Origin of the sequence: Pantoea sp. 18059 (assembly GCF_902706165.1) — a bacterium.
Classification (GTDB): domain Bacteria; phylum Pseudomonadota; class Gammaproteobacteria; order Enterobacterales; family Enterobacteriaceae; genus Pantoea; species Pantoea agglomerans.
Genome location: NZ_CACSJS010000001.1, coordinates 266,909 through 289,887, shown reverse-complemented (window position 1 = coordinate 289,887; position 22,979 = coordinate 266,909). Strand labels below are relative to the sequence as shown.

The following is a 22,979-nucleotide window of genomic DNA, read 5'->3' as shown; positions in this document are numbered from 1 at the left end:
TTAGCACACCTGCGCGGGCTTCTGTTTGTCCGCCCAGCTCAGAAGCTGATCGGTCAGCAATAATTCGCGATTTACCGATGCCACATGCAGTAGCTGCTCGCGACAGCGCATCCAATCCTGGAGGCTGCTGTTGAGCGCGCTGGCAGAAAAGTATCCGGCCAGCAACTGCACCACATCCTGACGATCGATATTACTCAGCCACTGACCCGCATGTTGCTGCCACTTCATTGCATCCAGCAGCAAAGAGAGCAGCCAGCCGATACGCGCTGCCGCGTCGTCGGCGTTCAGCGCAGGCAGCAGTTGCAGGATGTCCTGTTGCAACGCAGCGGACAGCGCATCGCAGAGCTTCTGCCGGGCCTGCCACGGTCCGTTTTCCAGCAGGCTCAGCGCCGCACCGGGTGCACCTGCGCTCAGACGCAGAGCCGCCAGCAGCATCTGTTCGTCGTGCGAAGCGTGCTTCTTCAGCCAGAGCAGGCTTTGTCCTTCGTCCGGCGGCGTCAGATGCAGCGCCATGCAGCGGCTGCGCAGCGTGGCCAGCAGGCGCGAGGGATCGCGGCTGCTGAGGAAGAACCAGCTGTTGGCTGGCGGCTCTTCCAGCGTTTTCAGCAAGGCGTTGGCCGCCGCTTCCGAAAGCTGCGCGGCATCCGGCAGCCAGACCACTTTCGCGCCGCCCTGCTGACCAAAGTGGTACATTTTTTCCGTAACCTGCCGCACCGCATCGATGCCCAGGGTACTTTTGCCCTTCTCCGCTTCAAGCCGATACCAGTCAGGATGGGTATTGGCCTGCATCAGCTGGCAACCGTGACACTGCCCGCAACTTTTCAGGCCATCCCGCTGCTGGCACATCAGCCAGCGGCTCATCCCCCAGACCAGCGCCTCATCGCCCATACCTGCCATCGCCTGGATCAACAACGCATGGTGAGCGCGATTCTCCTGATGCTGGCCAATCACCTGGCGATAAGGCTGATTCAGCCACGGATACCAGTTCATCACGCCTGCTCCGCCAGCCAGCCATCCAGCGCCGCCTGAAGTGACGCTGTCACATCGGCCAGTGATTGTGTGGCATCGATGGTGATGATGGTGGGATCCTCCGCTGCCAGCGCCAGATAGCGCGCGCGGGTGCGTTCAAAGAAACGCAATGACTCCTGCTCAATGCGATCCAGCTCACCGCGCGCACGGGCGCGCTGCAGACCGATATCGGGTGTCACATCAAGATAGAGCGTGAGATCGGGGCGGAAATCGCCTAACACGGTATCGCGCAGCGTCTGCATCAGACCGGCATCAAGTCCACGTCCACCCCCCTGATAAGCCTGAGAGGAGAGATCATGACGATCGCCGATCACCCAGGCACCGCGCGCCAGCGCCGGTTTAATGACCGTTTCCACCAGCTGAACCCGCGCCGCATAGAGCATCAGCAGTTCCGCTTTATCTGTAACCTGCTCGCCCTCAATACCCTGCTTAACCAGCACCCGCAGCTGTTCTGCCAGCGGCGTTCCGCCAGGCTCACGGGTAAAGACCAGATCGTGAATGCCACGGGCACGCAGCGTGGCGACGATGGCGTCACGCGCGGTGGTTTTGCCGGCGCCTTCCAGGCCTTCAATGACGATAAACTTACTGTTCATTTTTTTCCTTTAGCGTCTGCCGGTAAACCTGCACCGCCTTGTTATGGCTGGCAAGATTAGTCGTAAAGGTATGGCCGCCCTTGCCGTCCGCAACAAAGTAGAGATAGTTGGTTTTCTCGGGATGAGCCGCTGCCTGCAGAGAGGCTTTACCCGGCATGGCGATCGGACCCGGCGGCAGACCGTTAATGATATAGGTATTGTAAGCGCTGGCCGTCTCAAGATCTTTGCGGGTCAGCGTCCCGTTATAGCTGTCGCCCATGCCATAGATGACGGTGGGATCGGTCTGTAACCGCATACCGGTGCGCAGGCGATTGATAAACACCGAGGCTACGCGCGCGCGCTCTTCGCTGACGCCGGTCTCTTTCTCAATGATTGAGGCCATGGTCACCAGATCCTGTGGGGTTTTATAGGGCAGATTATCCGCCCGTCCCTGCCACACCTCAGCAATGGTTTTTTTCATCCGCTCATGAGCGCGCTGCAGCAGCGCCATATCGGTGGTATTAGCCGTGTAGAGCCAGGTATCCGGGAAGAAGTTGCCCTCCAGCTGCTCAGGCTCCACTTTTAGTGCGCTGGCAAGGGTGGCGAACTGATCATCTTTCAGGGTATGCCGGATATAAGGCGCTTTGCGCAGCTCACTCAGCCACTCTTTCAGCCGCTGGCCTTCCACGAACCGCACCGGGAACTGCGCCTCTTTACCGCTGGCCAGCAGCTGTAACAGCGAACGCACCGTCATGGTCGGCTCAAGGCGATAGGTACCCGCCTTGAAGGTCGCCAGTTCAGGTTCCAGACGCAGCAGCGCGCCAAACCAGATACTGTGCGGAATAATCTTCTGCTCTTCCAGCTGCGCTTCAAGTGCGACCCGGCCCGTGCCGGCAGGCAGCGTGTAGATCGTTTCCTGCTGCAGGGTTAACGGGGTGGCCGCAAACCGCTTAACCTGCCAGTAACTCAGCACAGCCGCGAGACCCACGATCGCCAGCAGGCTGACGACGATTTTTTTGCTTCGAATCATGATGCATCCATTATCTTTTCACAGCTTGCGCGCAACTGATTAAACAGCGAACGCTCAGTAAACTCTACCGCTTCTATCTGTCGGACCGGCAGGACCGGCATCAGCGCGTTACATATCACCACTTCATCGGCGGCCAGCAGCTGCGCCGGTTCGCTTTTTATTACCTGGCAAGCCTGGCCTGCGGCAGCAAGTTGCGCCATCAGACTTCGCCGCATAATGCCATCCACACCCGACGCTGACAGATCAGGCGTGAAAATTTGCGAGCCCTGACGCCAGAATAAATTGGCCGCACAGCATTCCACCACCCAACCTTCAGTGTCAAGCACCAGCGCCTCGTCGGCGTCTGTCTGGTCAAGATGAGCTCTGATCATCACCTGCTCCAGACGATTAAGGTGCTTGATACCGGCAAACTGTGGATTACGTGCCAGACGGACCGGGCTGAGCCGGAGTGACACGCCACGCTGCTGTAAATCGGAGTAGTGTTGCGGCCAGGGCGCCAGCGAGACAATTCGCGTGGGTTCACCACAGCCGCGCCGGCTGTAGCCCCGTCCGCCGCTGCCGGCGCTGATAATCACTTTTAGCACCGCCTGGGTTTGTTGCTGCGCGGCCTGTCGCATTTCAGTCTCAAGCTGAAGCCAGTCGACGCCATCAATCCATAACCGCTCACAGCCCTCTTTGAGGCGCTGAATGTGACTTTCCAGCAGCACGATTTTACCCTGACGCACCGCGGCGGTAGTAAAACAGCCATCCCCAAACTGCAGGCCGCGGTCACTGGCGGCCAGCATCGATTGTTTTAACCCGTTAATCCACATGGTTCTCTCCTGAGCGTGACTCGTGATTTCAGCGCATTCTGCAGGATAAAAAAAGGCCCGCATCGCGGGCCTTTTTAGCAATCAACAACGATTACACTTTACGGAAGATCAACGAACCGTTGGTTCCGCCGAAACCGAAGGAGTTACACAGGGTGTACTCCAGACCGGGAACCTGACGCGCGGTGTGGGGCACGAAGTCGAGATCGCAGCCCTCATCCGGATTGTCGAGGTTAATGGTCGGTGGAATGGCCTGGTCGCGCAGCGCCAGAATCGAGTAGATCGATTCAACCGCGCCTGCCGCACCCAGTAAGTGCCCGGTCATTGATTTGGTCGAGCTCACCATCACGCTGCTGGCTGCTGCCCCAAAGACCGATTTCACCGCCCGCGCTTCCGCTTTATCACCCGCTGGCGTGGAGGTGCCGTGCGCGTTGACATAGCCGATCTGCTCTGGCGTAAGCTGAGCATCGCGCAATGCGTTGATCATTGCCGCGGCGGCGCCTGATCCATCTTCTGGTGGTGAAGTCATGTGGTAGGCATCGCTGCTCATACCAAAACCTACGATTTCCGCGTAGATTTTCGCACCACGTTTCTTCGCATGTTCATACTCTTCGAGTACCACAATGCCAGCGCCGTCACCCAGCACAAAACCGTCACGATCTTTATCCCACGGGCGGCTGGCCGCTTGCGGGTTTTCATTACGGGTTGAGAGAGCACGTGCTGCACCAAAGCCACCGACGCCTAATGGCGTACTGGCTTTCTCTGTGCCACCCGCCAGCATCACATCAGCATCGTTATAGGCGATGATGCGTGCGGCATGACCGATGTTATGCACACCAGAGGTACAGGCTGTCGCGATAGAGATGCTTGGACCTTTCAGGCCATACATGATGCTGAGATGACCCGCCACCATGTTAACGATGGTTGAAGGCACAAAAAATGGGCTGATTTTGCGCGGGCCGCCGTTGACCAGTGAAGTATGATTCTCTTCAATCAGACCTAAACCACCGATGCCGGAGCCAATTGCTGCGCCCATACGGCTTGCATTTTCGTCGGTAACAACCAGACCACTGTCCTGCATGGCCTGCATACCGGCCACAATGCCGTACTGGATGAAGGCATCCATCTTGCGCTGATCTTTGCGCGAGATGTAGTCATCACAATTAAAATCTCTTACCAGACCTGCAAAACGTGTTGCGTAAGCACTGGTATCAAAATGGTCGATCAGGGTAATGCCGCTCTGACCGGCAAGGAGAGCACTCCAGGTAGACTCTACGGTATTGCCGACAGGAGACAACATGCCAAGACCAGTCACAACTACACGACGCTTAGACACGTTCGTCCTCCAGGGAGGGGAAATAGGGAACTATGTGGGACAAACAAAAAAATCAGGCGGTCGAGCGACCGCCTGAAGATATTCATTAGCCTTTATGGCTATTGATATAGTCGATCGCTGCCTGAACGGTAGTGATTTTCTCAGCTTCTTCGTCTGGAATCTCAGTATCAAACTCTTCTTCCAGAGCCATCACCAGCTCAACGGTATCAAGAGAATCGGCACCCAGGTCTTCTACGAAAGATGCAGAGTTGGTGACTTCTTCCTCTTTCACACCCAGCTGCTCACTGATGATTTTCTTAACGCGTTGTTCGATATCGCTCATACTATTTAATTTCCTATCAAAACTCGCTTTCGCGATGGTTTTCGTAGTGTATAAAATGGTGAAAAAGATGCAACAAAATCCCGGCTGGTCGAACCACGATTTTGCGTTATTTTGCGGTTCTAACCGCAAATAAAGCAAATCATTTCGTGATTTATCAGACCATGTACATTCCGCCATTGACGTGCAGCGTTTCACCTGTGATGTAGGCTGCTTCGTCAGAGGCTAAAAATGCCACAGCATTGGCGATTTCCTGAGCATCGCCTAAGCGACCCGCAGGAACTTCCGCCAAAATACCGGAACGTTGATCTTCGTTCAGTGCCCGCGTCATGTCAGTCTCAATAAAGCCTGGAGCCACGACGTTGACGGTAATGCCACGTGACGCGATTTCGCGCGCCAGTGATTTGCTAAAGCCAATCAAACCCGCTTTTGCTGCCGCATAGTTTGCCTGGCCCGCATTACCCATAGTTCCAACAACGGAACCAATGGTGATGATACGGCCCACGCGCTTTTTCATCATGGCACGCAGGACCGCCTTGGAAAGGCGGAATACCGATGTGAGGTTGGTATCCAGGATATCCTCCCACTCATCGTCCTTCATGCGCATGAGAAGATTATCACGCGTAATGCCTGCATTATTGACTAAAATATCCACTTCGCCAAATTCAGCACGAATATTCTCTAAAACAGTGCTGATTGAGTCAGCGTCAGTCACATTCAGTAACAGGCCTTTGCCCTTGTCGCCAAGGTAAGCACTGATGGCGTCGGCGCCACTCTGGCTGGTTGCAGTTCCTACCACTTTAGCACCGCGTGCCGCAAGTGTTTCTGCAATCGCACGACCAATGCCGCGACTCGCGCCGGTAACCAGCGCAACTTTACCTTCAAAGCTCATGATTTTCCTCTTATTCCTTACCGAGTGCAGCCGTCAGGGATGCAGTATCGTTAACGGCAGCCGCTGTCAGGCTATCGACAATACGTTTCGTCAGTCCGGTCAGGACTTTACCTGGCCCCATCTCCAGGAGCTGCGTCACGCCCTGTGCTGCCATCGCTTCCACGCTCTCGGTCCAGCGAACCGGGCTGTAGAGCTGACGGACCAGCGCATGGCGGATGGCCGCAGCATCGGTTTCAGCTTTCACATCGACGTTGTTGATCACCGGTACCGCAGGCGCGTTAAAGGTGATGCTCTCCAGCGCCACCGCCAGTTTATCGGCCGCAGGCTTCATCAGTGCGCAGTGAGAAGGAACGCTGACCGGCAGTGGCAAGGCACGCTTAGCGCCCGCTGCTTTACAGGCGGCACCCGCACGTTCAACGGCTTCTTTGTTACCCGCAATAACCACCTGGCCCGGCGAGTTAAAGTTAACCGGTGAGACAACCTGACCCTGCGCGCTCTCTTCACAGGCTTTGCGGATAGCCGCGTCATCCAGGCCAATAATCGCCTGCATCGCGCCAGTGCCTTCAGGCACCGCTTCCTGCATCAGTTTGCCGCGCAGTTCAACCAGCTTCACTGCATCCGCAAAGTTAAGCACACCCGCGCAAACCAGCGCTGAATATTCACCCAGGCTGTGACCGGCCATCAGGGCTGGCTGTTCACCGCCCTGCTGCTGCCAGACACGGTAGATTGCCACGGAGGCGGCTAACAGTGCAGGCTGAGTCTGCCAGGTTTTGTTCAGCTCTTCAGCCGGACCCTGACTTACTAATTGCCACAGATCATATCCCAGCGCGTCAGAGGCTTCACGGAAGGTCTCTTCTACCAGCGGATACGTTGCCGCTAATTCAGTCAGCATGCCCACGGTCTGTGAACCCTGACCGGGAAAAACAAATGCAAATTGCGTCATTTTTCGTTCCTGTCAATCAAAAGCGAACCAGCGCAGAACCCCAGGTGAATCCACCACCAAAGGCTTCCAGCAGAATAAGGTGTCCGGGTTTGATGCGGCCATCACGGACCGCTTCATCCAGTGCGCTTGGCACCGATGCGGCAGAGGTATTGCCATGACGATCCAGTGTGACGACCACTTTATCCATGGTCATGCCGAGTTTTTTCGCGGTGGCGCTGATAATGCGCAGGTTCGCCTGATGCGGCACCAGCCAGTCCAGCATTTCACGATCGAGATTATTGGCCTGCAGCGTTTCATCAACGATGTGAGCCAGCTCGGTAACGGCAACCTTGAAGACTTCGTTGCCTGACATGGTGACATAAGCGGGCTGATCCTGATGCGCACGATCCTGATAAGGCAGCGTCAGCAGCTGTGAATAGCGACCATCAGCATGAAGATGGGTAGAGATGATCCCCTGCTCTTCGCTCTGACCCAGCACGACCGCGCCTGCACCATCGCCAAACAGGATGATCGTGCCGCGATCTTCCGGATCAAGTGCGCGTGCCAGGACATCCGCACCAATCACCAGAGCATGCTTCACCGCGCCATTTTTGATGTATTGATCGGCCACGCTCAGTGCATAGGTGAAACCTGCACAGGCGGCAGCGAGGTCAAACGCCGCGCAGTCTTTGATTTCCAGCATTTGCTGGATCATGCAGGCAGAACTGGGGAAGGCATGGCTGGAAGAGGTTGTGGCGACAATAATCAGCCCAACATCGTTCGCTTCAATGCCTGCCATTTCAAGGGCGCGTTGCGCCGCGCTGAATCCCATGGTGGCGACGGTTTCGTCAGGCGCAGCAATACGACGCTCGCGGATGCCGGTACGGGTAACAATCCACTCGTCCGACGTCTCCACCATTTTTTCCAGATCGGCATTGGTGCGGATCTGGCTTGGCAGATAACTGCCCGTACCGATAATTTTGGTATACATCTAGGCTTTGTCACTCCTGGCTAATACAGCATCAAGGCGCGCAGCAATTCGCTCGGGAATTTGCTGCCTCACCGCCTGCTCTGCCTGTTCTATCGCCACAGCGAAGGCGTGTTGATTTGCCGCACCGTGACTCTTGATCACTGTTCCGCGCAATCCTAACAGACAAGCGCCATTGTACTGGTCAGGGTGGAGATGCCCGAAGCGCTTCGTCAGACGTTTCTGAATCCAGCGTCCCAGCAACTGAAGCCACCATGACCGTTTTTTACCTTCCCCTGATGACTTCAGCAGAGAAAGAAACATTCTTACCACGCCTTCCATAGTCTTCAGCGTGACGTTTCCGACAAAACCGTCACAGACCATCACATCCGTTTTACCGGTGAGCAGTTCGTTACCTTCAAGGTAACCAATATAGTTGATTTGCGGTGATTCTCGCAGCACTGCCGCGGCGTCGCGGATCGTTTCCAGCCCTTTGGTCTCTTCATGACCAATATTGAGCAACGCGACACGGGGCCGTGCAATACCAAGCACATGCTCAGCCATTACCGACCCCATTACAGCAAACTGCACCAGCATCGCACTGTCTGAGCCCACATTTGCGCCCAGATCCAGCACCACGGTTTTACCCTGTTGCTGGTGCGGTAAAACGGACATCAGCGCCGGACGTTTAATGCCATCCAGCGGTTTTAATAAGAGTGTCGACAGCCCCATCAGCGCACCGGTATTCCCGGCGCTGATGCAGGCCTGCGCACGTCCCTCTTTAACCATCTCCAGTGCCACACGCATCGAGCTGCCGCGACTGTTGCGGATGGCCTGAGCGGGCCGCGCATCACTTGCAATAACCGATTCGGCAGGGATGACCTGCAAACGCCCCATCAGGGAGGAATCCGCTTTGGCAAGCAATGGCATGAGAGTGTCGGGGTGTCCGACCAGAAGAAGGAATAGTTCCGAATGAGAGGCCAGTGCCTGCAATGCTGCAGGCACTGTCACGCAGGGACCGAAGTCCCCGCCCATGGCATCAATCGCCAGGGTCAAACGTGTCAAGGTATCGCCTTGCTAAGCAAGAAACTTACTTAACGATAACCTTGCGACCGCGGTAGTAACCGTCCGCAGTGATGTGGTGACGCAGATGAGTTTCGCCAGAAACTTTATCTACTGACAGAGCAGCAGTGGTCAGCGCATCGTGTGAACGACGCATACCACGCTTAGAACGGGTGGGTTTATTCTGTTGTACGGCCATGGACCTTACTCCTATTACTTACGCTTTAAACTGGCTAATACGGCAAATGGATTTGGTTTCTCCACCTCTGCAGGCAGTTTACCAAAGACCATGTCCGCCTCGGACACTTCACAGTGTTCAGAATCGTGCACCGGAACGACCGGCAGCGCGAGAATAATTTCATCCTCGACAACCGCCAGCAGATCGATCTCACCAAACTCGTTGACATCGACCGGCTCGTACGCTTCCGGCAATGCCTCGGCCTGCTCTTCAGAAGAGACAGGGCTGAAGCAGTAACTCACTTTTACGTGATGAGGAAAGGTCTGGTTGCAGCGCTGGCAACGCAACGTCACTTGTACTTCAGCAGTACCCGTCAGTACTGCCAGACGTTGGTTATCAACCGCAAACGACATGGCACAATCCACATCACTGTCCACACTAACGACCGACTCGGCCACACGCTCCACCTGTACAGATGTGTAGACACCCTGATAATCAAGGCGCTTCTGAGCAGTGCGGACAGGGTCCAGCGTTAGGGGTAATTTTACCTTTTGCATAGGGCGCGCATATTAACTTTGTAATGTCATAGAGTCAAAGAAAAAGGCCGTTAAACAGCATCTTTCAACCACTATTCGCATCCAGTGCGGCGCACAGTTTAAAATGACTGTCACCAATTCGCTATCACTATTGAAAAAAAATGACGCCATCGATTCTTTTAGCTTCAACCTCGCCCTTTCGGCAGGCATTACTGCATAAACTCGGCCTGCCTTTTATTTCCGCCGCGCCTGAGGTTGATGAGTCACCCCAGCCCGATGAAACCGCTGAAGCGCTGGTAACCCGTCTTGCCGTAGCTAAAGCGCAGGCACTGGCAAAAACGTATCCCAGCCACTGGATAATCGGCTCCGACCAGGTTTGCGTGCTGGATGGCGCTATCGCCGGTAAGCCTCACACGGCTGAGAATGCGCGGGCGCAACTGCGTGCCGCCAGCGGAAAAGCCATTACCTTTTATACCGGTCTGGCGCTATTTCATCCGGTCAGTGGCACGCTGCTGCACTGCTGTGAGCCCTTTGTGGTTCATTTCCGCACGTTGACTGACGCTGAAATCAGCGGCTATGTGGAAAAGGAGCAGCCGCTTCAGTGTGCGGGCAGTTTTAAAAGTGAAGGTCTGGGGATTTGTCTGTTTGATCGGCTGGAGGGACGCGATCCCAATACGCTGGTCGGGCTGCCGTTGATCGCGCTCAATGAGATGTTGCAGCAGGCCGGCATCAATCCTTTAACGAACTGATGCCGGAGAGATTACGCTTTCAGTTGACGCAGCTTAAGCAGGCATTGCTTCAGGCCATCATCCAGTGGCGCTTCGACCCGCATCACTTCGCCGGTGCCGGGATGCGTAAAGGTCAGCGCCGCAGCATGCAGGAACAGGCGTTTTAAACCGGTTGCCGCCAGCTGACTGTCAAACTCACGTTCTCCGTAGCGATCGTCGAAGGCAATGGGATGCCCGGCATGCAGCGTATGGACGCGAATCTGATGCGTACGACCGGTGACCGGGCTCGCTTTCACCAGCGTGGCAAACTCGAACCGCTCTTCTACTTTAAAGCGGGTTTCCGAGGCTTTGCCTTCGCTGCTGACGCGCACCACGCGCTCACCGCTTTGCAGGATGTTTTTCAGCAGCGGCGCCTGAACCACCTTCAGGTGTGACGGCCAGTTGCCGCGCACCAGGGCAAGATAGTCTTTCTGCATCCCCTTTTCGCGCAGTTGCTCATGGAGGGAACGCAGCGCCGAACGCTTTTTAGCGACCAGCAGAATGCCGGAGGTGTCACGATCCAGGCGATGCACCAGCTCCAGAAAGCGCGCTTCCGGTCGCAGGGCACGTAACCCTTCAATCACCCCGAAGCTGAGTCCGCTACCGCCATGCACGGCTGTGCCGGAAGGCTTATTCATCACCAGCAGCGACTCATCCTCAAACAGGATGGCATCGGCCAGTGAAGCCACTTTCGCCAGTTTGGGGGAAACGGCATCTTCATCGCGTTCCGCTACCCGAACCGGCGGAATGCGCACCTCATCGCCCTCCTCCAGCTTATATTCTGGCTTGACGCGCTTTTTATTCACCCGCACCTCGCCTTTGCGAACGATGCGATAAATCATGCTTTTGGGCACACCCTTGAGCTGGGTGCGCAAAAAGTTATCAATGCGTTGTCCGGCATTTTCAGCCGTGATGGCGACAAAATGTACGCCGGGATTCTCTGTTTTCATGGCGGCGATTCTAAATAGTGTCCCCTGATAGCGCCACCCCTTTTTCTGTGCTTAACTCTGGAGTTGATGTGACGGCAGGTCGCCTCTCTGCTGGCTTTTTCAGCAAAGCGCTGTTTTGTCCGACACATTAGCGATTTAAATGTAAAGAAACTTCACAAGCTGGCTAAAGTCGCCTTGCTATATGAAGGTTAGCAATGGAATAATGCTTGAGTTTCTTACCTGAACCATTTCAGGGCAGAAAAAGAGCGAAATTGTCATTTTGCCGGATTGAGCAGACACGCAGCAATGGCGTAAGACGTAATGCGAAATCAGGCACTTAGCGGGCTGCGGGTTGCGGCCTGGACAACAGTATGGGATGCACGGGTTTTCTTTATTCTCTCAGGCATTTCCACTATCTGGTGCTGTTTTCCCTTATGAAAAACAGGCCACCGACGTTATTTGCGCCCCTCGCGCGGTCGACAGCCGTGAGGTTGACGACATTGCACTAAGTCACGGGGCCATCGGTTGATACTCGTCCAGGGTAACTATGCCCGCAGCTGTAATCACTCATGAAAGAATAACGAGTAAGTCACGATGAAAAGAATGTTAATAAACGCAACTCAGCAGGAGGAGTTGCGCGTTGCCCTGGTTGACGGTCAGCGTCTGTACGATCTGGATATTGAAAGTCCTGGACACGAGCAGAAAAAAGCCAACATTTACAAAGGTAAAATCACTCGCATTGAACCCAGCCTTGAAGCTGCGTTTGTCGATTACGGCGCAGAGCGTCACGGTTTCCTCCCGTTAAAAGAAATCTCCCGCGAATACTTCCCCTCCAGCTACAACGCGCATGGTCGTCCGAATATTAAAGACGTGCTGCGTGAAGGTCAGGAAGTCATTGTTCAGATCGATAAAGAAGAACGCGGCAATAAAGGCGCTGCGCTGACCACCTTTATCTCTCTGGCGGGCAGCTATCTGGTACTGATGCCGAATAACCCACGTGCAGGCGGTATCTCTCGCCGCATCGAAGGTGACGATCGTACCGAGCTGAAAGAAGCCCTGTCGGCGCTGGAACTGCCGGAAGGCATGGGCCTGATTGTCCGTACTGCGGGCGTCGGTAAATCAGCCGAATCGCTACAGTGGGATTTAAGCTTCCGTCTTAAACACTGGGAAGCGATCAAGAAAGCCGCTGAAAACCGCCCTGCTCCGTTCCTGATCCATCAGGAAAGTAACGTGATTGTGCGTGCCTTCCGCGACTATCTGCGTCAGGACATCGGTGAAATCCTTATCGATAACCCGAAAGTACTGGAACTGGCGCGTCAGCATATCGCTGCGCTGGGCCGTCCGGACTTCAGCAGCAAAATTAAGCTCTACACCGGTGAAATCCCGCTGTTCAGCCACTATCAGATCGAATCGCAAATCGAATCCGCTTTCCAGCGTGAAGTCCGCCTGCCTTCCGGTGGCTCGATTGTGATCGACAGTACCGAAGCGCTGACCGCTATCGATATCAACTCAGCACGTGCAACGCGCGGCGGTGATATCGAAGAGACGGCGTTCAACACCAACCTTGAAGCGGCCGATGAGATTGCTCGTCAGCTGCGTCTGCGTGACCTGGGCGGCCTGATCGTTATCGATTACATCGATATGACGCCGGTACGCCATCAGCGCGCGGTTGAGAATCGTCTGCGTGAAGCTGTCCGTCAGGACCGCGCCCGCATTCAGATCAGCCACATTTCACGTTTCGGCCTGCTGGAGATGTCCCGTCAGCGTCTGAGCCCGTCATTAGGTGAATCCAGTCATCACGTCTGCCCACGCTGTAGCGGCACCGGCACCATCCGTGATAACGAGTCACTGGCGCTGTCGATCCTGCGTCTGATTGAAGAAGAAGCGCTGAAAGACAACACCAAAGAAGTTCACGCCATTGTTCCGGTTCAGGTGGCCTCTTACCTGCTGAATGAAAAACGTGAAGCGGTTAACGCTATTGAAACACGCCAGGGTGGCGTGCGGGCTATCATCGTTCCTGATGACAAGATGCAGACCCCACACTACTCCGTGCTGCGCGTGCGCAAAGGCGAAGAGACGCAGACCCTGAGCTATCATCTGCCGAAGCTGCATGAAGCCGAAATGGCGATGCCGTCGGAAGAGGAACATGCTGAACGTCGTCGTCCTGAGCAGCCTGCTCTGGCCGCGTTTGTAATGCCTGATGCGCCTCCGGCACCGGTAGAAGTTGAGCCAGAAGCGCAGCGCGCTGAAGCCCAGCCAGCCGCAAAAGCAGCACCTGCTGTGGCTGCGCCTGCTACCGTCAGCACCGGCTTCTTTGGCCGTCTGCTTGGTGGCCTGAAAAAAATGTTCGCAGGCGAAGAAGCCCCTGCCGCTGCACCCGTGGCCACTGAGGTTGCAGAACCGCAGAAAGCGCCTGAAAGCGAGCAGGAAAACGGCAATGGCCGTGGCGAGCGCCGCAGCAACAATAACAACCGTCGTAACAATAATCGTCGTGAGCGTACGCCGCGCAACGGAGATAACGCGCAGTCGCGTGAAGGCCGTGAACCACGCGAAAACCGTGAGCCTCGTGAAAACCGCGAACCTCGTGAAAGTCGTGAACCGCGCGAAAGTCGCGAGCCACGTGAAAATCGCGAGCCGCGCGAGGGTAACGATAATCGCCGCAACAAGCGTCAGTCCCAGGCTGGTGAAGTGCGTGAAGAGCGTCCGGCACTGAGCGAAGAAGCGCGCCAGCAGCGTGATGAGCAGCAGCAACAGCGCCGTGAACAGCGTGCTGAGCGTCAGCGTCGTCGTCAGGAAGAGAAACGCGCCGGTGAAGAAGCCGCCAAAGTGGCTGAGCAGCCAGTAGTGGTAGCCGACGTTCCGGACGTGACCGAGCCGCAGGATGATGAGCGCGTTCAGGTTATGCCGCGTCGCAAGCCGCGTCAGCTGAACCAGAAGGTGCGTGTTGATGATAACCGTCCACCTATGCCAGCCGAAGCCAGCGACTTTGCCCAGCCGGCTGAAGTGCGTCAGCCTCAGCAGACAGAGGTGGCTCAGCCGCAGCCTGAGTTCCAGGCACCCCAGGGTGAAGAGCAGGATGACAACGACAACCGTGATAACGCCAATATGCCGCGTCGTTCACGTCGTTCGCCTCGTCATCTGCGCGTCAGCGGACAGCGTCGTCGTCGTTACCGTGATGAGCGTTATCCGACTCAGTCAGCAATGCCGCTGGCCGCTGCAGCTGCATCACCAGAGATGGCATCCGGTAAAGTCTGGATCCGTTACCCGGTGAGCCAGGCCAGCGAAGAGCAGGTTCAGAATGTGACTCACGAGACGCCAGCGTACAACCGCGAAGAGACAGCAGACGCCGCCAGTGCGCAGCCCGTTGCTGCCGCTGTTGAATCTGTTGCTCAGGAAGCGCCTGTGCAACAGGCCGAGCCGCAGGCAGAAACGCCAGTGCCGGTCGTGAACACTGACGATACCCGTGCTATCGACGCGCCGGTTGACGAGCAGCCTTCCGTTGTTCCGGCGGCAGATGAAGCAAAAGCGGAAGCGGTAGCAGCCGAAGCCGTGCCTGCTGAGCCTGTCACCGAAGCGCCGGTTGTGACACCTGCGGTTGAGACTGCACAGCCTGCAGCGGTTGCAGAAGAAGCACAGCCTTCAGAGGTTGCTGAGCAATCGGCTACCGACGTCAGCGAAGCGATCGCAGCAGAAGTTGAGGAAGTTCTGAATGCGCCGGTCGCTGCTGAAGCTGAAACAGCGCCAGTTCGTGAACCTCATGCTCCGGTGGCCGCACGCGATGTCGCCCCTGCAGCACCGGTCACTACGGCCGAACCTGTTGCATCAGTGCCTGCAACGGCATCCGAGCCTGCAACGGCATCAGTGCCGAATGACGGTACGCGCTGGAAGCATTTTGCCTCTGCGCCGATGACTAAAGCGCCGGCGCCAGTCTGGCAGTCAGAACCGGCACCGCACAGTGACTGGGTGCGTGCACCCTATGAGTTCGACGGTCGCGGTTCTGCGGGTGGTCATAGCGCCACACATCATGCCACAGCCCCGGCGACCAAACCGTAACGCATAAGCTGTTGTGAACTAAACCCCGGCCTGCAAGCCGGGTTTTTTTTATGCCTGCGATTCTGCCCGCCAGCGGACAGAGATTAATTAACCTCCCCTCCTCGCTTATCAGGAATCAGGAAAGTGCGTGTGTGCGTGTGTGCGTGTGTGCGTGTGTGCGTGTGTGCGTGTGTGCGTGTGTGCGTGTGTGCGTGTGTGTGCGTGTGTGCGTGAAAGCGTGAAAGCGTGAAAGCAAGACTGACATGCGAGCTGACTGTCGCTGTAAATCAACCCGGTTTAATTTCTATGGTTCCCGCCACCGGCTGAATCGCAGGCAAAAAAATCCCACCCTCCTTTAGCGGGAGGGTGGGAAAAAGTAAGCGCATCCGGTTAAAGTACGCTCAAAATTTCAGGTCAGACTACGAGTTCATCTGGAACAGCGACATCTTAGACATGTCCGTAAAGGTCTTATAGGACGCCTGTAATGCGGTCTGCTGCATGGTGTAGTTTGAAGCCGCTTCGGTTAAATCCACGTTAACCAGGTCACTCATCTGCGAGCTGTAAATCACACTACGGTCATCGCCCTGGGCATTCAGCGTATCGATCTCTGAAAGCTGGGTACCAATCTCAGAACGCACGGTTAAGACATTATTCAGCGAGTTACCCAGGCCACGGTTGGTTTTATCCATCGCCGCCTGGAAGGTCTGTTTGGTTGCGGCGTCAGCATCATCCTGCGGCACTTTCAGTGCAGCAATGGCGCTATCCAGCATCTTAAACACATTCGTTTCGCTGGCACTGCCATCCGGCTCTTTGGTGGCATTGCCAGAGATCGCCATAAAGATATTGTCACCGGTATGGCCCACGGTCATGGTACGGCTGGTGTCGACCTTCTGAGTGATCGCATCGGTGCCGCCTGCGTAGCCAACGCCGGTGCCTGCCGTATCCACAAACGGCGCGCTGTCAGTTTTATAACCGGCAAAAATATAGCGGCCATTGGCATCCTGGCTGTTTGCCTGGTTAAGCAACTGGGCACGGATACCCTCCAGTTGGGTAGCAATCGAACCACGGTCATCGTCGCTCAGCGTACCGGTTGAACCGTTGACGATCAGCCCTTGCGCAGCAATGATCCCATCGGTGACGCCTTTCAGCGTATTCTCTTCCAGTGAGAGACCCTGCTCGGCAAAAGTACGCGCCAGCTCATACTGCTTGCCCTGCTGCTGGGTTTGTGACAACACGACAGCACGAGAGGCGGCAATCGGATCGTCCGAAGGATTATTCACACGGCGGCCGCTGGAAAGCTCCTGGCCTGATTTCAGCCAGGAGGCCTGTGAGTCAGTGATGCCACGCACCTGCTGCTCAAAAATCATATTGGTACTGATTCGCATGTTATCTCCTGCCCTTAGCGAATATTGATCAATGCATTAAACACGGTGCTGGCAGTCTGCAGCACCTGCGCATTGGCCATGTAATATTGCTGATATTTAGTCAGGTTGGCGTACTCCTCATCGAGGTTTACCCCAGAGACCGATTGCTGGCGCTGGGTCAGCTGGCTGACCACGCTTTTCTGAGTGGTGCTGGTGGTTTCCAGTGAACTGGTTTTGTTTCCCACACTACTGACGATGGTGGCGTAGGCCTGAGACAGCGTGGCATTGCCGCCGACCAGTTTCACATCCTGCAGATTCAGCAGTTTTTGCGCATTACGGTTATCACTTTCACCGCCTACTGCACCCGCGGCGGCCACCTGCGATTCACTGGTGATCGCGACTGACATATCGTTGATGGCGTTCTGGACCGGCTTCACCAGGAAACTGTCTTTGGCAGCAGGTGCAGGCGTGCCGGCGACGGTCAGTTTCAGGCCGTCAAAGCTCAGCGTGGTGTTGCCACTGGCATCGGTACCTGGCGTGATGGTAACGGCCGTACTGTCTGAGGCGCGGGTTGCGGTCCAGTTATTGCCGTCATAACTCACGGTATAATTGGATGCTTTCAGTGCACTGGTATCGGTCCACTCAGCGGTGACGGACGCGGCGGTGCTGTTTTTACTGTTGCCCACCACGATCGGGCTGCCGATATTAAAGAAATCGACGCCCTGATTGCCTTTGCTATCGAAGCCCTGCTTGTGGACATCGTTGAAGCTGGTGGTAAACGCCGCCGCTAACTGACCCAGCTGGTTCTGTGCCAGATCCAGATCCTGAGTACGGAACGCCAGCAGACCGCCCAGCGAACCGGTGGTGATCAGCTTCTCCGGGATCTCGACGTTGCCCGCCTGTTTATCGACATAGCCGATGGTGGTGCGGGTCGGATCGCTGCTGGAGGGCATCGCCACCAGATCGTGAGATTTGTCGCCGTTTACCAGCGTCAGGCCATTGGCCATCGCGACCGTGTAACCGCCATCCTGCTGCGATACCGTCACACCAACCACGTTATTCAGGGTATTCACCAGCTGATCGCGCTTATCGAGCAGATCGTTAGGTGCGGCACCGTTTGCCGTGCTCAGTTTGCCAATCTGTTTGTTCAGATCGGCAATCTGGCTGGTAATGGTATTGACCTGCTTGATGCTGGAATCGACATCGGCGTTGACGCTGTTCTGCATATTATTCAGGTATTGCGCTGACGTCTGGAACTGACTGACCAGCCCCTGCGCATTGCTGAGCATCGACTGACGCGCCGACGGATCGTTGGCGTTGCTGACCACGTTCTGCAGGTTAGTAAAGAAGCCCTGCAGCGAGGTCGACAGGCTGGTAGTCGAGGTCGACAGCAGATCGTCAATGTTAGAAATCTGGCTGTGCTGGGTGCTTACCGCGCTGTAGTTCGCGCTGGAACCGCGCAGCTGCGTAGCAATAAACGCATCATATTCACGTTGTACACCGGTGATATTCACGCCGTTACCATAATAGCTATTGCCCTGCAGGGTACTGTTCGCCTGCGCCAGTACCGTGGTCTGACGTGAATAGCCCGCCACGGTGTAATTGGAAATGTTGTTACTCGTGGTGCTCAGAGCGGCCTGCGCGGCACTCAATCCGCTCATCGCTGAGTTAATTATGCTGGACATCTCGGTTCCTTACGTTCCCCGTCAACCGGGCTGGCAGACATCAAAGTGGGCGCCAGCAGGCGAAAACGCTTCTGGCTATAGGGATGTTATCGGCTTGCTAAAGTGAAACTTGAGGCGCAATGATCAGAACAGGTCGCCCATATCCTGACTGTAAGCTTTGACGACTTTGTCGCCCATACTTTTGAATTGCTGAATCATTCCCACCAGCTTTTGCGCATATTTTGGATCGGTGGCATAACCGGCCGCCTGTAAGGCCTGCGCACCCTGCTCTGCGCTTGAGGCGTTCGTCACCGCCGCATAGCGTGGGTTTTTGGTCAGGAGTTTGACGTAGTCGGTCAGCGCCTCGAAATAGGAGTTATAGACGCGGAAGCTGGCACGCACTTTCTTCGCTTCGCCCTGCTCATATTCGGTGGTCATGATATCGGTGGTGTCACCTTTCCAGTCGCCGCTGGCTTTAATCCCGAACACGTTGTAGCTCGGTTTGCCGTCGCGGGTCAGGATCTGACGCTGGCCCCAGCCCGACTCCAGCGCAGCCTGCGCCAGAATCAGGTGATGAGGAATGCCACTCTGCTGGCTGGCAGCCTGCGCCGGTTGCGTCAGCTGGGCGATAAACTCGCGGCTGTCACTGGGCAGACCCGTCGGTGAAGCGACCGGCGGCAGACGCGGCATTGCCTTACGCACAATCTGCTCCAGCTGCTGCGCGGGCAGTGGTGTTGCCCCGCTGGTGCTGAGAATAAAGCTGTTATCCAGCTTCATCGGCACCGTACCGGCTTTTTCATCCGGCGCGGTGGCGGGCTGCATCTGTTTGACGATAGTTTCCGCCAGGCCGAGGCCGCGCTTCCCCATCTCCTGTGCAATCTGCTGGTCATACATAGAGGTAAAGAGTTTGGTCTGCTCGTTGCCCATAATGCCGTCCTGCGGCAACGCCTCGCGCATACTCTTCAGCATCATCTGTACAAACATCCCTTCGACCTGACGCGCCACCTGCAACGCTTGTCCTTTCGGATCGTTGCTGGCCTGGCGTTTCAGTTCATTCAGGGAACGGCTGTCGAAAGCCGAACTAGTCAGAGATTGCATATCAGCCATCAGATAATTTCCAGTTTGGCACGCAGACAGCCGGCACTCTGCATCGACTGCAGAATTGACATCAGTTCGATAGGTGACGCACCCAGCGCATTCAGCGCACGCACCACGTTGTTCAGGTTGGCGCTGGCGTTGACGCGTTGCAGCGCACCGCCGGTCTGGCGCAGATCGATCTGAGTCTGCGTCGTCGCCACCGTCTGACCACCGGCCAGGGGGGTATCAGGCTGACTGACGTTCTGCTGCTGGTTAACCGTCACCGACAGGTTGCCCTGCGCCACCGCACACTGATTCAGCGTCACTTCACGGTTCATTACCACCGAACCGGTACGGGAGTTGATGATGACTTTGGCATCTTCAACCGGGATCGACACATTAATGTTCTGGATCTCAGCCAGCAGACGCACCTGCGCACCATTATTAGGCGATACGCGGATCTGCACGGTACGGGCATCCAGCGGCTGCGCTGCGCCGTAACCGCCACGGGCGTTAATGGCATCAGCAATCCGCTGCGCCATTGAGAAATCTTCGCTGTTAAGCTGCAGGTTAATGGTGTTCTGCGTACCAAAGTTGCTCTGCAGTTCACGCTCAACGGTTGCACCGCCGGTAATACGGCCTCCGTTCAGCTGGTTAACCTGAACACTGCTGCCGCCCGCTGACGCACCCGCGCCACCGACAAGGATATTACCCTGCGCCAGCGCATAAACCTGGTTATCGACCCCTTTCATCGGCGTCATTAACAGCGTGCCGCCGCGCAGGCTTTTGGCGTTACCCAGCGACGAGACCACCACATCCAGGTTCTGTCCCTGACGGGCAAACGAGGGCAGTTTAGCGGTGACCATGACGGCCGCCACGTTCTTCAGCTGCATGTTGGTTCCGGTGGGAACGGTAATACCAAGCTGTGACAGCATGTTGCTCACTGTCTGGGTAGTAAATGGCGTCTGGGTGGTCTGGTCACCGGTGCCATCCAGGCCCACGACCAGGCCGTAGCCCAGCAGCTGGTTATCACGCACGCCCTGTACCGTGGTTAAATCACGAATCAAATCGGCTTTTGCCAGCAGGCTGACGCCCAGCAGCAGCGCCAGCCCGGCGCGTAACAGCGTTAACTTTTTCATTGAAACCTCTTACATCGGCGAGATGTTCAGGAAGAAACGCTGGAACCAACCCATGGTCTGCGCCTCATTGATGTAACCATTTCCGACGTACTCAATACGTGCATCGGCGACAGCGGTAGATAACACGGCGTTACTGGCGCTGATGGTGCGTGGGTTGACCACGCCCGAGAAGCGAATGAACTCCGTGCCCTGATTAATGGCGATCTGTTTTTCACCGACCACGTGCAGGTTGCCGTTTGACAACACCTGATCCACGGTGACGGTAATGGTGCCGGTAAAGGTGTTATTGGCGGATGCGCCGCCTTTACCTGCGAAATCATTTTTGCCTTCGGCGCTGAGGTTGGCTTTTTCACCACCTGCACCCACCAGGCCTGCCAGACCGGTCGGCACCGCGCTCACACCAAAGCTGTTGCTGCCATCGCGGCTGGCATTGGCTGAGGAGCTCTTGCTGGCGCTGACGTTTTCCTGCAGCGTAATGGTCAGGGTATCGCCAATGTTGCGTGGACGGCGATCCTCAAACAGCGGCTGATAGCCGTAGTTAAGCGGCGCGACGCCCTGGAATATAGAGCCGTTGACCACCGGTGGCGCGGACGGCATTGGTTGCGCTGTAGTTGCACCTTCGACCAGCGGGGTACGCGGGACCAGGGCACATCCGTTGAGAGTTAGCAGCAACGAGGCGACTAACCAATGTCCAGGCTTGAGAATCTGTTGCTTCGCCACGGCGTCACGACCTTATTAATGTCTGTCATTCAGGCCAGCACGGGCTGGCCCTGTTCGGGATTAAAGCTGAGTTAATTTCGCCAGCATCTGATCAGAGGTACTGATCGCCTTGCTGTTGATTTCGTAGGCGCGCTGCGTCTGGATCATGGTGACCAGCTCTTCCGCTACGTTAACGTTCGAGGTTTCGGTATAGCCCTGATAGAGCAGGCCCGCGCCGTTCTGGCCTGGCGTGCTGTCCGTCGGAGCGCCCGATGCCTGCGTTTCCTTGTAGAGGTTTTCACCCACGCTATCGAGACCGGCGTCATTCATAAAGGTGCTCAGGGTTAACTGACCGACCTGCGCGGCCTGAGCCTGTCCCTGCTGCGTTACGCTGACCACACCGTCACGCGACACCGTGATGCTGGTGGCGTTAGCCGGAATGGTAATGCCTGGCTGTACCGGGAAACCGGAGTTGGTCACCAGCTGGCCGTTCTGATCAACCTGAAACGCGCCGTCACGGGTATAAGCAGAGGTGCCATCCGGCATCTGAATCTGAAAATAACCCTGGCCGTTAATGGCGATATCTTTTGAGTTGCTGGTCTGCGACAGGTTGCCCTGCGTATGCAGACGTTCAGTGGTCACCGGACGTACACCGGTACCGATCTGCAAACCCGATGGCAGCGTTGTCTGTTCAGATGACTGGGTGCCCGGCTGGCGCATGGTCTGGTACATCAGATCTTCGAACACGGCACGTGAACGCTTAAAGCCGTTGGTGCTGACGTTTGCCAGGTTGTTGGCAATGACGTCCATGTTCATCTGCTGCGCATCAAGACCGGTCTTAGCGATCCATAAAGAACGAATCATGTTGTTATCCTCGTGCCTTAGCCCATGCTCAGGAGCTGGTTGGCTTTTTGTTCATTTTCGTCGACGTTGGTGATGACTTTCATCTGCATCTCAAAACGTCGGGCGTTGGCGATCATATCGACCATGGTTTCTACCGGTTTGACGTTGCTGCCTTCCAGCACGCCAGGCATCACCTGCATGGTGGCATCAGCCTGCAGCGCGGCACCGCGGGTCGCCTGCGTCGACGCAGTAGGCCGGAACATGCCGTCATCACTGCGCTGCAGCTCCTGTCCGGTTGCCCTGACCAGCTTCAGTTTGCCCAGCTGAACCGTGGCGTTCGGCGAATCACCGGCATTCAGCCCGGTGATCGAGCCGTCGGCTGCAATGGTGATTTCAGTGCCCTGCGGGATCACAATCGGACCGCCATCGCCCATCACAGGATTGCCCTGAACCGTCAACGTACCGGTCGGACTGATTTGCATATTGCCGTTGCGGGTATAGGCTTCGCTGCCGTCAGCGGTACGCACCGCCAGCCAGCCATCCTGCTGTACCGCTACATCGAGCGGACGCTCGGTGTAGTCCATCGCGCCCTGGCTCATGTCGGCGCCCGGTGTCGAGGCGGCGACCAGCGTACGGGTTGGCAGCGACCAGCCACTCACCGGCACGGCGCGCAGCGCATTCAGCTGCGCACGAAAACCCGGTGTAGAGGCGTTGGCGAGGTTGCTGGCGGTAACCGCCTGCTGATCCAGCGTCTGGCTGGCCGCGCCCATCGCGGTATATATCGCGTGATCCATATGGCAATCCTGTTAGCGA

General features: G+C 56.3%; 22 protein-coding genes. 2 read left to right on the top strand and 20 right to left on the bottom strand.

Annotated elements, in window-relative coordinates; translation table 11 throughout:
- From holB to yceD, 12 genes are all read right to left on the bottom strand, one after another.
- On the bottom strand, positions 1 to 990 hold the full coding sequence (holB, locus tag GVJ63_RS01385) for a DNA polymerase III subunit delta' (protein ID WP_159226307.1): 990 nt from the start codon (positions 988 to 990) through the stop codon (positions 1 to 3).
- Positions 990 to 1,622, bottom strand: coding sequence for a dTMP kinase (tmk, locus tag GVJ63_RS01380; RefSeq protein ID WP_159226306.1), 633 nt, complete (start codon positions 1,620 to 1,622; stop codon positions 990 to 992). Before tmk ends, holB begins: the two co-directional genes overlap by 1 nt.
- Positions 1,612 to 2,631 (bottom strand): cell division protein YceG, encoded by a 1,020-nt coding sequence (yceG, locus tag GVJ63_RS01375; RefSeq protein ID WP_010246324.1) that lies wholly within the window; start codon positions 2,629 to 2,631, stop codon positions 1,612 to 1,614. Before yceG ends, tmk begins: the two co-directional genes overlap by 11 nt.
- Entirely contained in the window at positions 2,628 to 3,443 is an 816-nt protein-coding gene (pabC, locus tag GVJ63_RS01370; RefSeq protein WP_050680209.1) for an aminodeoxychorismate lyase, read from the bottom strand. Before pabC ends, yceG begins: the two co-directional genes overlap by 4 nt.
- A gap of 91 nt (positions 3,444 to 3,534) precedes the next feature.
- Positions 3,535 to 4,776 carry a beta-ketoacyl-ACP synthase II gene (gene fabF, locus GVJ63_RS01365; protein ID WP_010246329.1) on the bottom strand — a complete coding sequence of 414 codons (1,242 nt, stop codon included), beginning with the start codon at positions 4,774 to 4,776 and terminating at the stop codon, positions 3,535 to 3,537.
- 85 nt (positions 4,777 to 4,861) lie between these two features.
- The gene (acpP, locus tag GVJ63_RS01360; protein WP_003849865.1) at positions 4,862 to 5,098 is read right to left on the bottom strand and encodes an acyl carrier protein; all 237 of its coding nucleotides are present in this window, start codon (positions 5,096 to 5,098) and stop codon (positions 4,862 to 4,864) included.
- A 154-nt stretch (positions 5,099 to 5,252) separates the two neighbouring features.
- Positions 5,253 to 5,987 (bottom strand): 3-oxoacyl-ACP reductase FabG, encoded by a 735-nt coding sequence (gene fabG / locus GVJ63_RS01355; RefSeq protein WP_010246337.1) that lies wholly within the window; start codon positions 5,985 to 5,987, stop codon positions 5,253 to 5,255.
- A 10-nt stretch (positions 5,988 to 5,997) separates the two neighbouring features.
- Positions 5,998 to 6,930 carry an ACP S-malonyltransferase gene (fabD, locus tag GVJ63_RS01350; protein ID WP_010669852.1) on the bottom strand — a complete coding sequence of 311 codons (933 nt, stop codon included), beginning with the start codon at positions 6,928 to 6,930 and terminating at the stop codon, positions 5,998 to 6,000.
- A 16-nt stretch (positions 6,931 to 6,946) separates the two neighbouring features.
- Positions 6,947 to 7,900 carry a beta-ketoacyl-ACP synthase III gene (locus GVJ63_RS01345; protein ID WP_010246341.1) on the bottom strand — a complete coding sequence of 318 codons (954 nt, stop codon included), beginning with the start codon at positions 7,898 to 7,900 and terminating at the stop codon, positions 6,947 to 6,949.
- On the bottom strand, positions 7,901 to 8,941 hold the full coding sequence (plsX, locus tag GVJ63_RS01340; protein WP_022625870.1) for a phosphate acyltransferase PlsX: 1,041 nt from the start codon (positions 8,939 to 8,941) through the stop codon (positions 7,901 to 7,903).
- Positions 8,942 to 8,966: 25 nt separating this feature from the next.
- A complete protein-coding gene (gene rpmF / locus GVJ63_RS01335; RefSeq protein WP_003849870.1) occupies positions 8,967 to 9,137 on the bottom strand; it encodes a 50S ribosomal protein L32 in 171 nt (56 codons plus the stop codon).
- A gap of 14 nt (positions 9,138 to 9,151) precedes the next feature.
- The gene (gene yceD / locus GVJ63_RS01330) at positions 9,152 to 9,673 is read right to left on the bottom strand and encodes a 23S rRNA accumulation protein YceD (RefSeq protein ID WP_010246346.1); all 522 of its coding nucleotides are present in this window, start codon (positions 9,671 to 9,673) and stop codon (positions 9,152 to 9,154) included.
- 140 nt (positions 9,674 to 9,813) lie between these two features.
- On the opposite strand from yceD, the gene GVJ63_RS01325 reads away from it, so the two are divergent.
- Complete coding sequence (locus GVJ63_RS01325; protein ID WP_159226305.1) at positions 9,814 to 10,401, top strand: nucleoside triphosphate pyrophosphatase; 588 nt, start codon at positions 9,814 to 9,816, stop codon at positions 10,399 to 10,401.
- A gap of 11 nt (positions 10,402 to 10,412) precedes the next feature.
- On the opposite strand, the gene rluC is transcribed toward GVJ63_RS01325, so the two are convergent.
- The gene (gene rluC, locus GVJ63_RS01320) at positions 10,413 to 11,369 is read right to left on the bottom strand and encodes a 23S rRNA pseudouridine(955/2504/2580) synthase RluC (RefSeq protein ID WP_010246350.1); all 957 of its coding nucleotides are present in this window, start codon (positions 11,367 to 11,369) and stop codon (positions 10,413 to 10,415) included.
- A gap of 573 nt (positions 11,370 to 11,942) precedes the next feature.
- Between rluC and rne the strand changes: the two genes are divergently transcribed.
- Complete coding sequence (gene rne / locus GVJ63_RS01315) at positions 11,943 to 15,401, top strand: ribonuclease E (protein ID WP_159226304.1); 3,459 nt, start codon at positions 11,943 to 11,945, stop codon at positions 15,399 to 15,401.
- 398 nt (positions 15,402 to 15,799) lie between these two features.
- On the opposite strand, the gene flgL is transcribed toward rne, so the two are convergent.
- The 7 genes from flgL to GVJ63_RS01280 all read right to left on the bottom strand — a co-directional run bounded on the left by flgL (position 15,800) and on the right by GVJ63_RS01280 (position 22,960).
- Positions 15,800 to 16,765, bottom strand: coding sequence for a flagellar hook-associated protein FlgL (gene flgL, locus GVJ63_RS01310; protein WP_010246353.1), 966 nt, complete (start codon positions 16,763 to 16,765; stop codon positions 15,800 to 15,802).
- A gap of 14 nt (positions 16,766 to 16,779) precedes the next feature.
- A complete protein-coding gene (gene flgK, locus GVJ63_RS01305) occupies positions 16,780 to 18,429 on the bottom strand; it encodes a flagellar hook-associated protein FlgK (RefSeq protein WP_010669846.1) in 1,650 nt (549 codons plus the stop codon).
- Between the two features lie 123 nt (positions 18,430 to 18,552).
- Positions 18,553 to 19,515, bottom strand: coding sequence for a flagellar assembly peptidoglycan hydrolase FlgJ (gene flgJ, locus GVJ63_RS01300; RefSeq protein WP_010246357.1), 963 nt, complete (start codon positions 19,513 to 19,515; stop codon positions 18,553 to 18,555).
- The gene (locus tag GVJ63_RS01295; protein ID WP_010669845.1) at positions 19,515 to 20,624 is read right to left on the bottom strand and encodes a flagellar basal body P-ring protein FlgI; all 1,110 of its coding nucleotides are present in this window, start codon (positions 20,622 to 20,624) and stop codon (positions 19,515 to 19,517) included. Before GVJ63_RS01295 ends, flgJ begins: the two co-directional genes overlap by 1 nt.
- A gap of 9 nt (positions 20,625 to 20,633) precedes the next feature.
- The gene (locus GVJ63_RS01290; protein WP_029518984.1) at positions 20,634 to 21,344 is read right to left on the bottom strand and encodes a flagellar basal body L-ring protein FlgH; all 711 of its coding nucleotides are present in this window, start codon (positions 21,342 to 21,344) and stop codon (positions 20,634 to 20,636) included.
- A gap of 60 nt (positions 21,345 to 21,404) precedes the next feature.
- Positions 21,405 to 22,187 (bottom strand): flagellar basal-body rod protein FlgG, encoded by a 783-nt coding sequence (gene flgG / locus GVJ63_RS01285; protein ID WP_003849881.1) that lies wholly within the window; start codon positions 22,185 to 22,187, stop codon positions 21,405 to 21,407.
- A gap of 17 nt (positions 22,188 to 22,204) precedes the next feature.
- Positions 22,205 to 22,960 (bottom strand): flagellar basal body rod protein FlgF, encoded by a 756-nt coding sequence (locus GVJ63_RS01280; RefSeq protein ID WP_010669843.1) that lies wholly within the window; start codon positions 22,958 to 22,960, stop codon positions 22,205 to 22,207.
- Between the last annotated feature and the right edge of the window lie 19 nt (positions 22,961 to 22,979).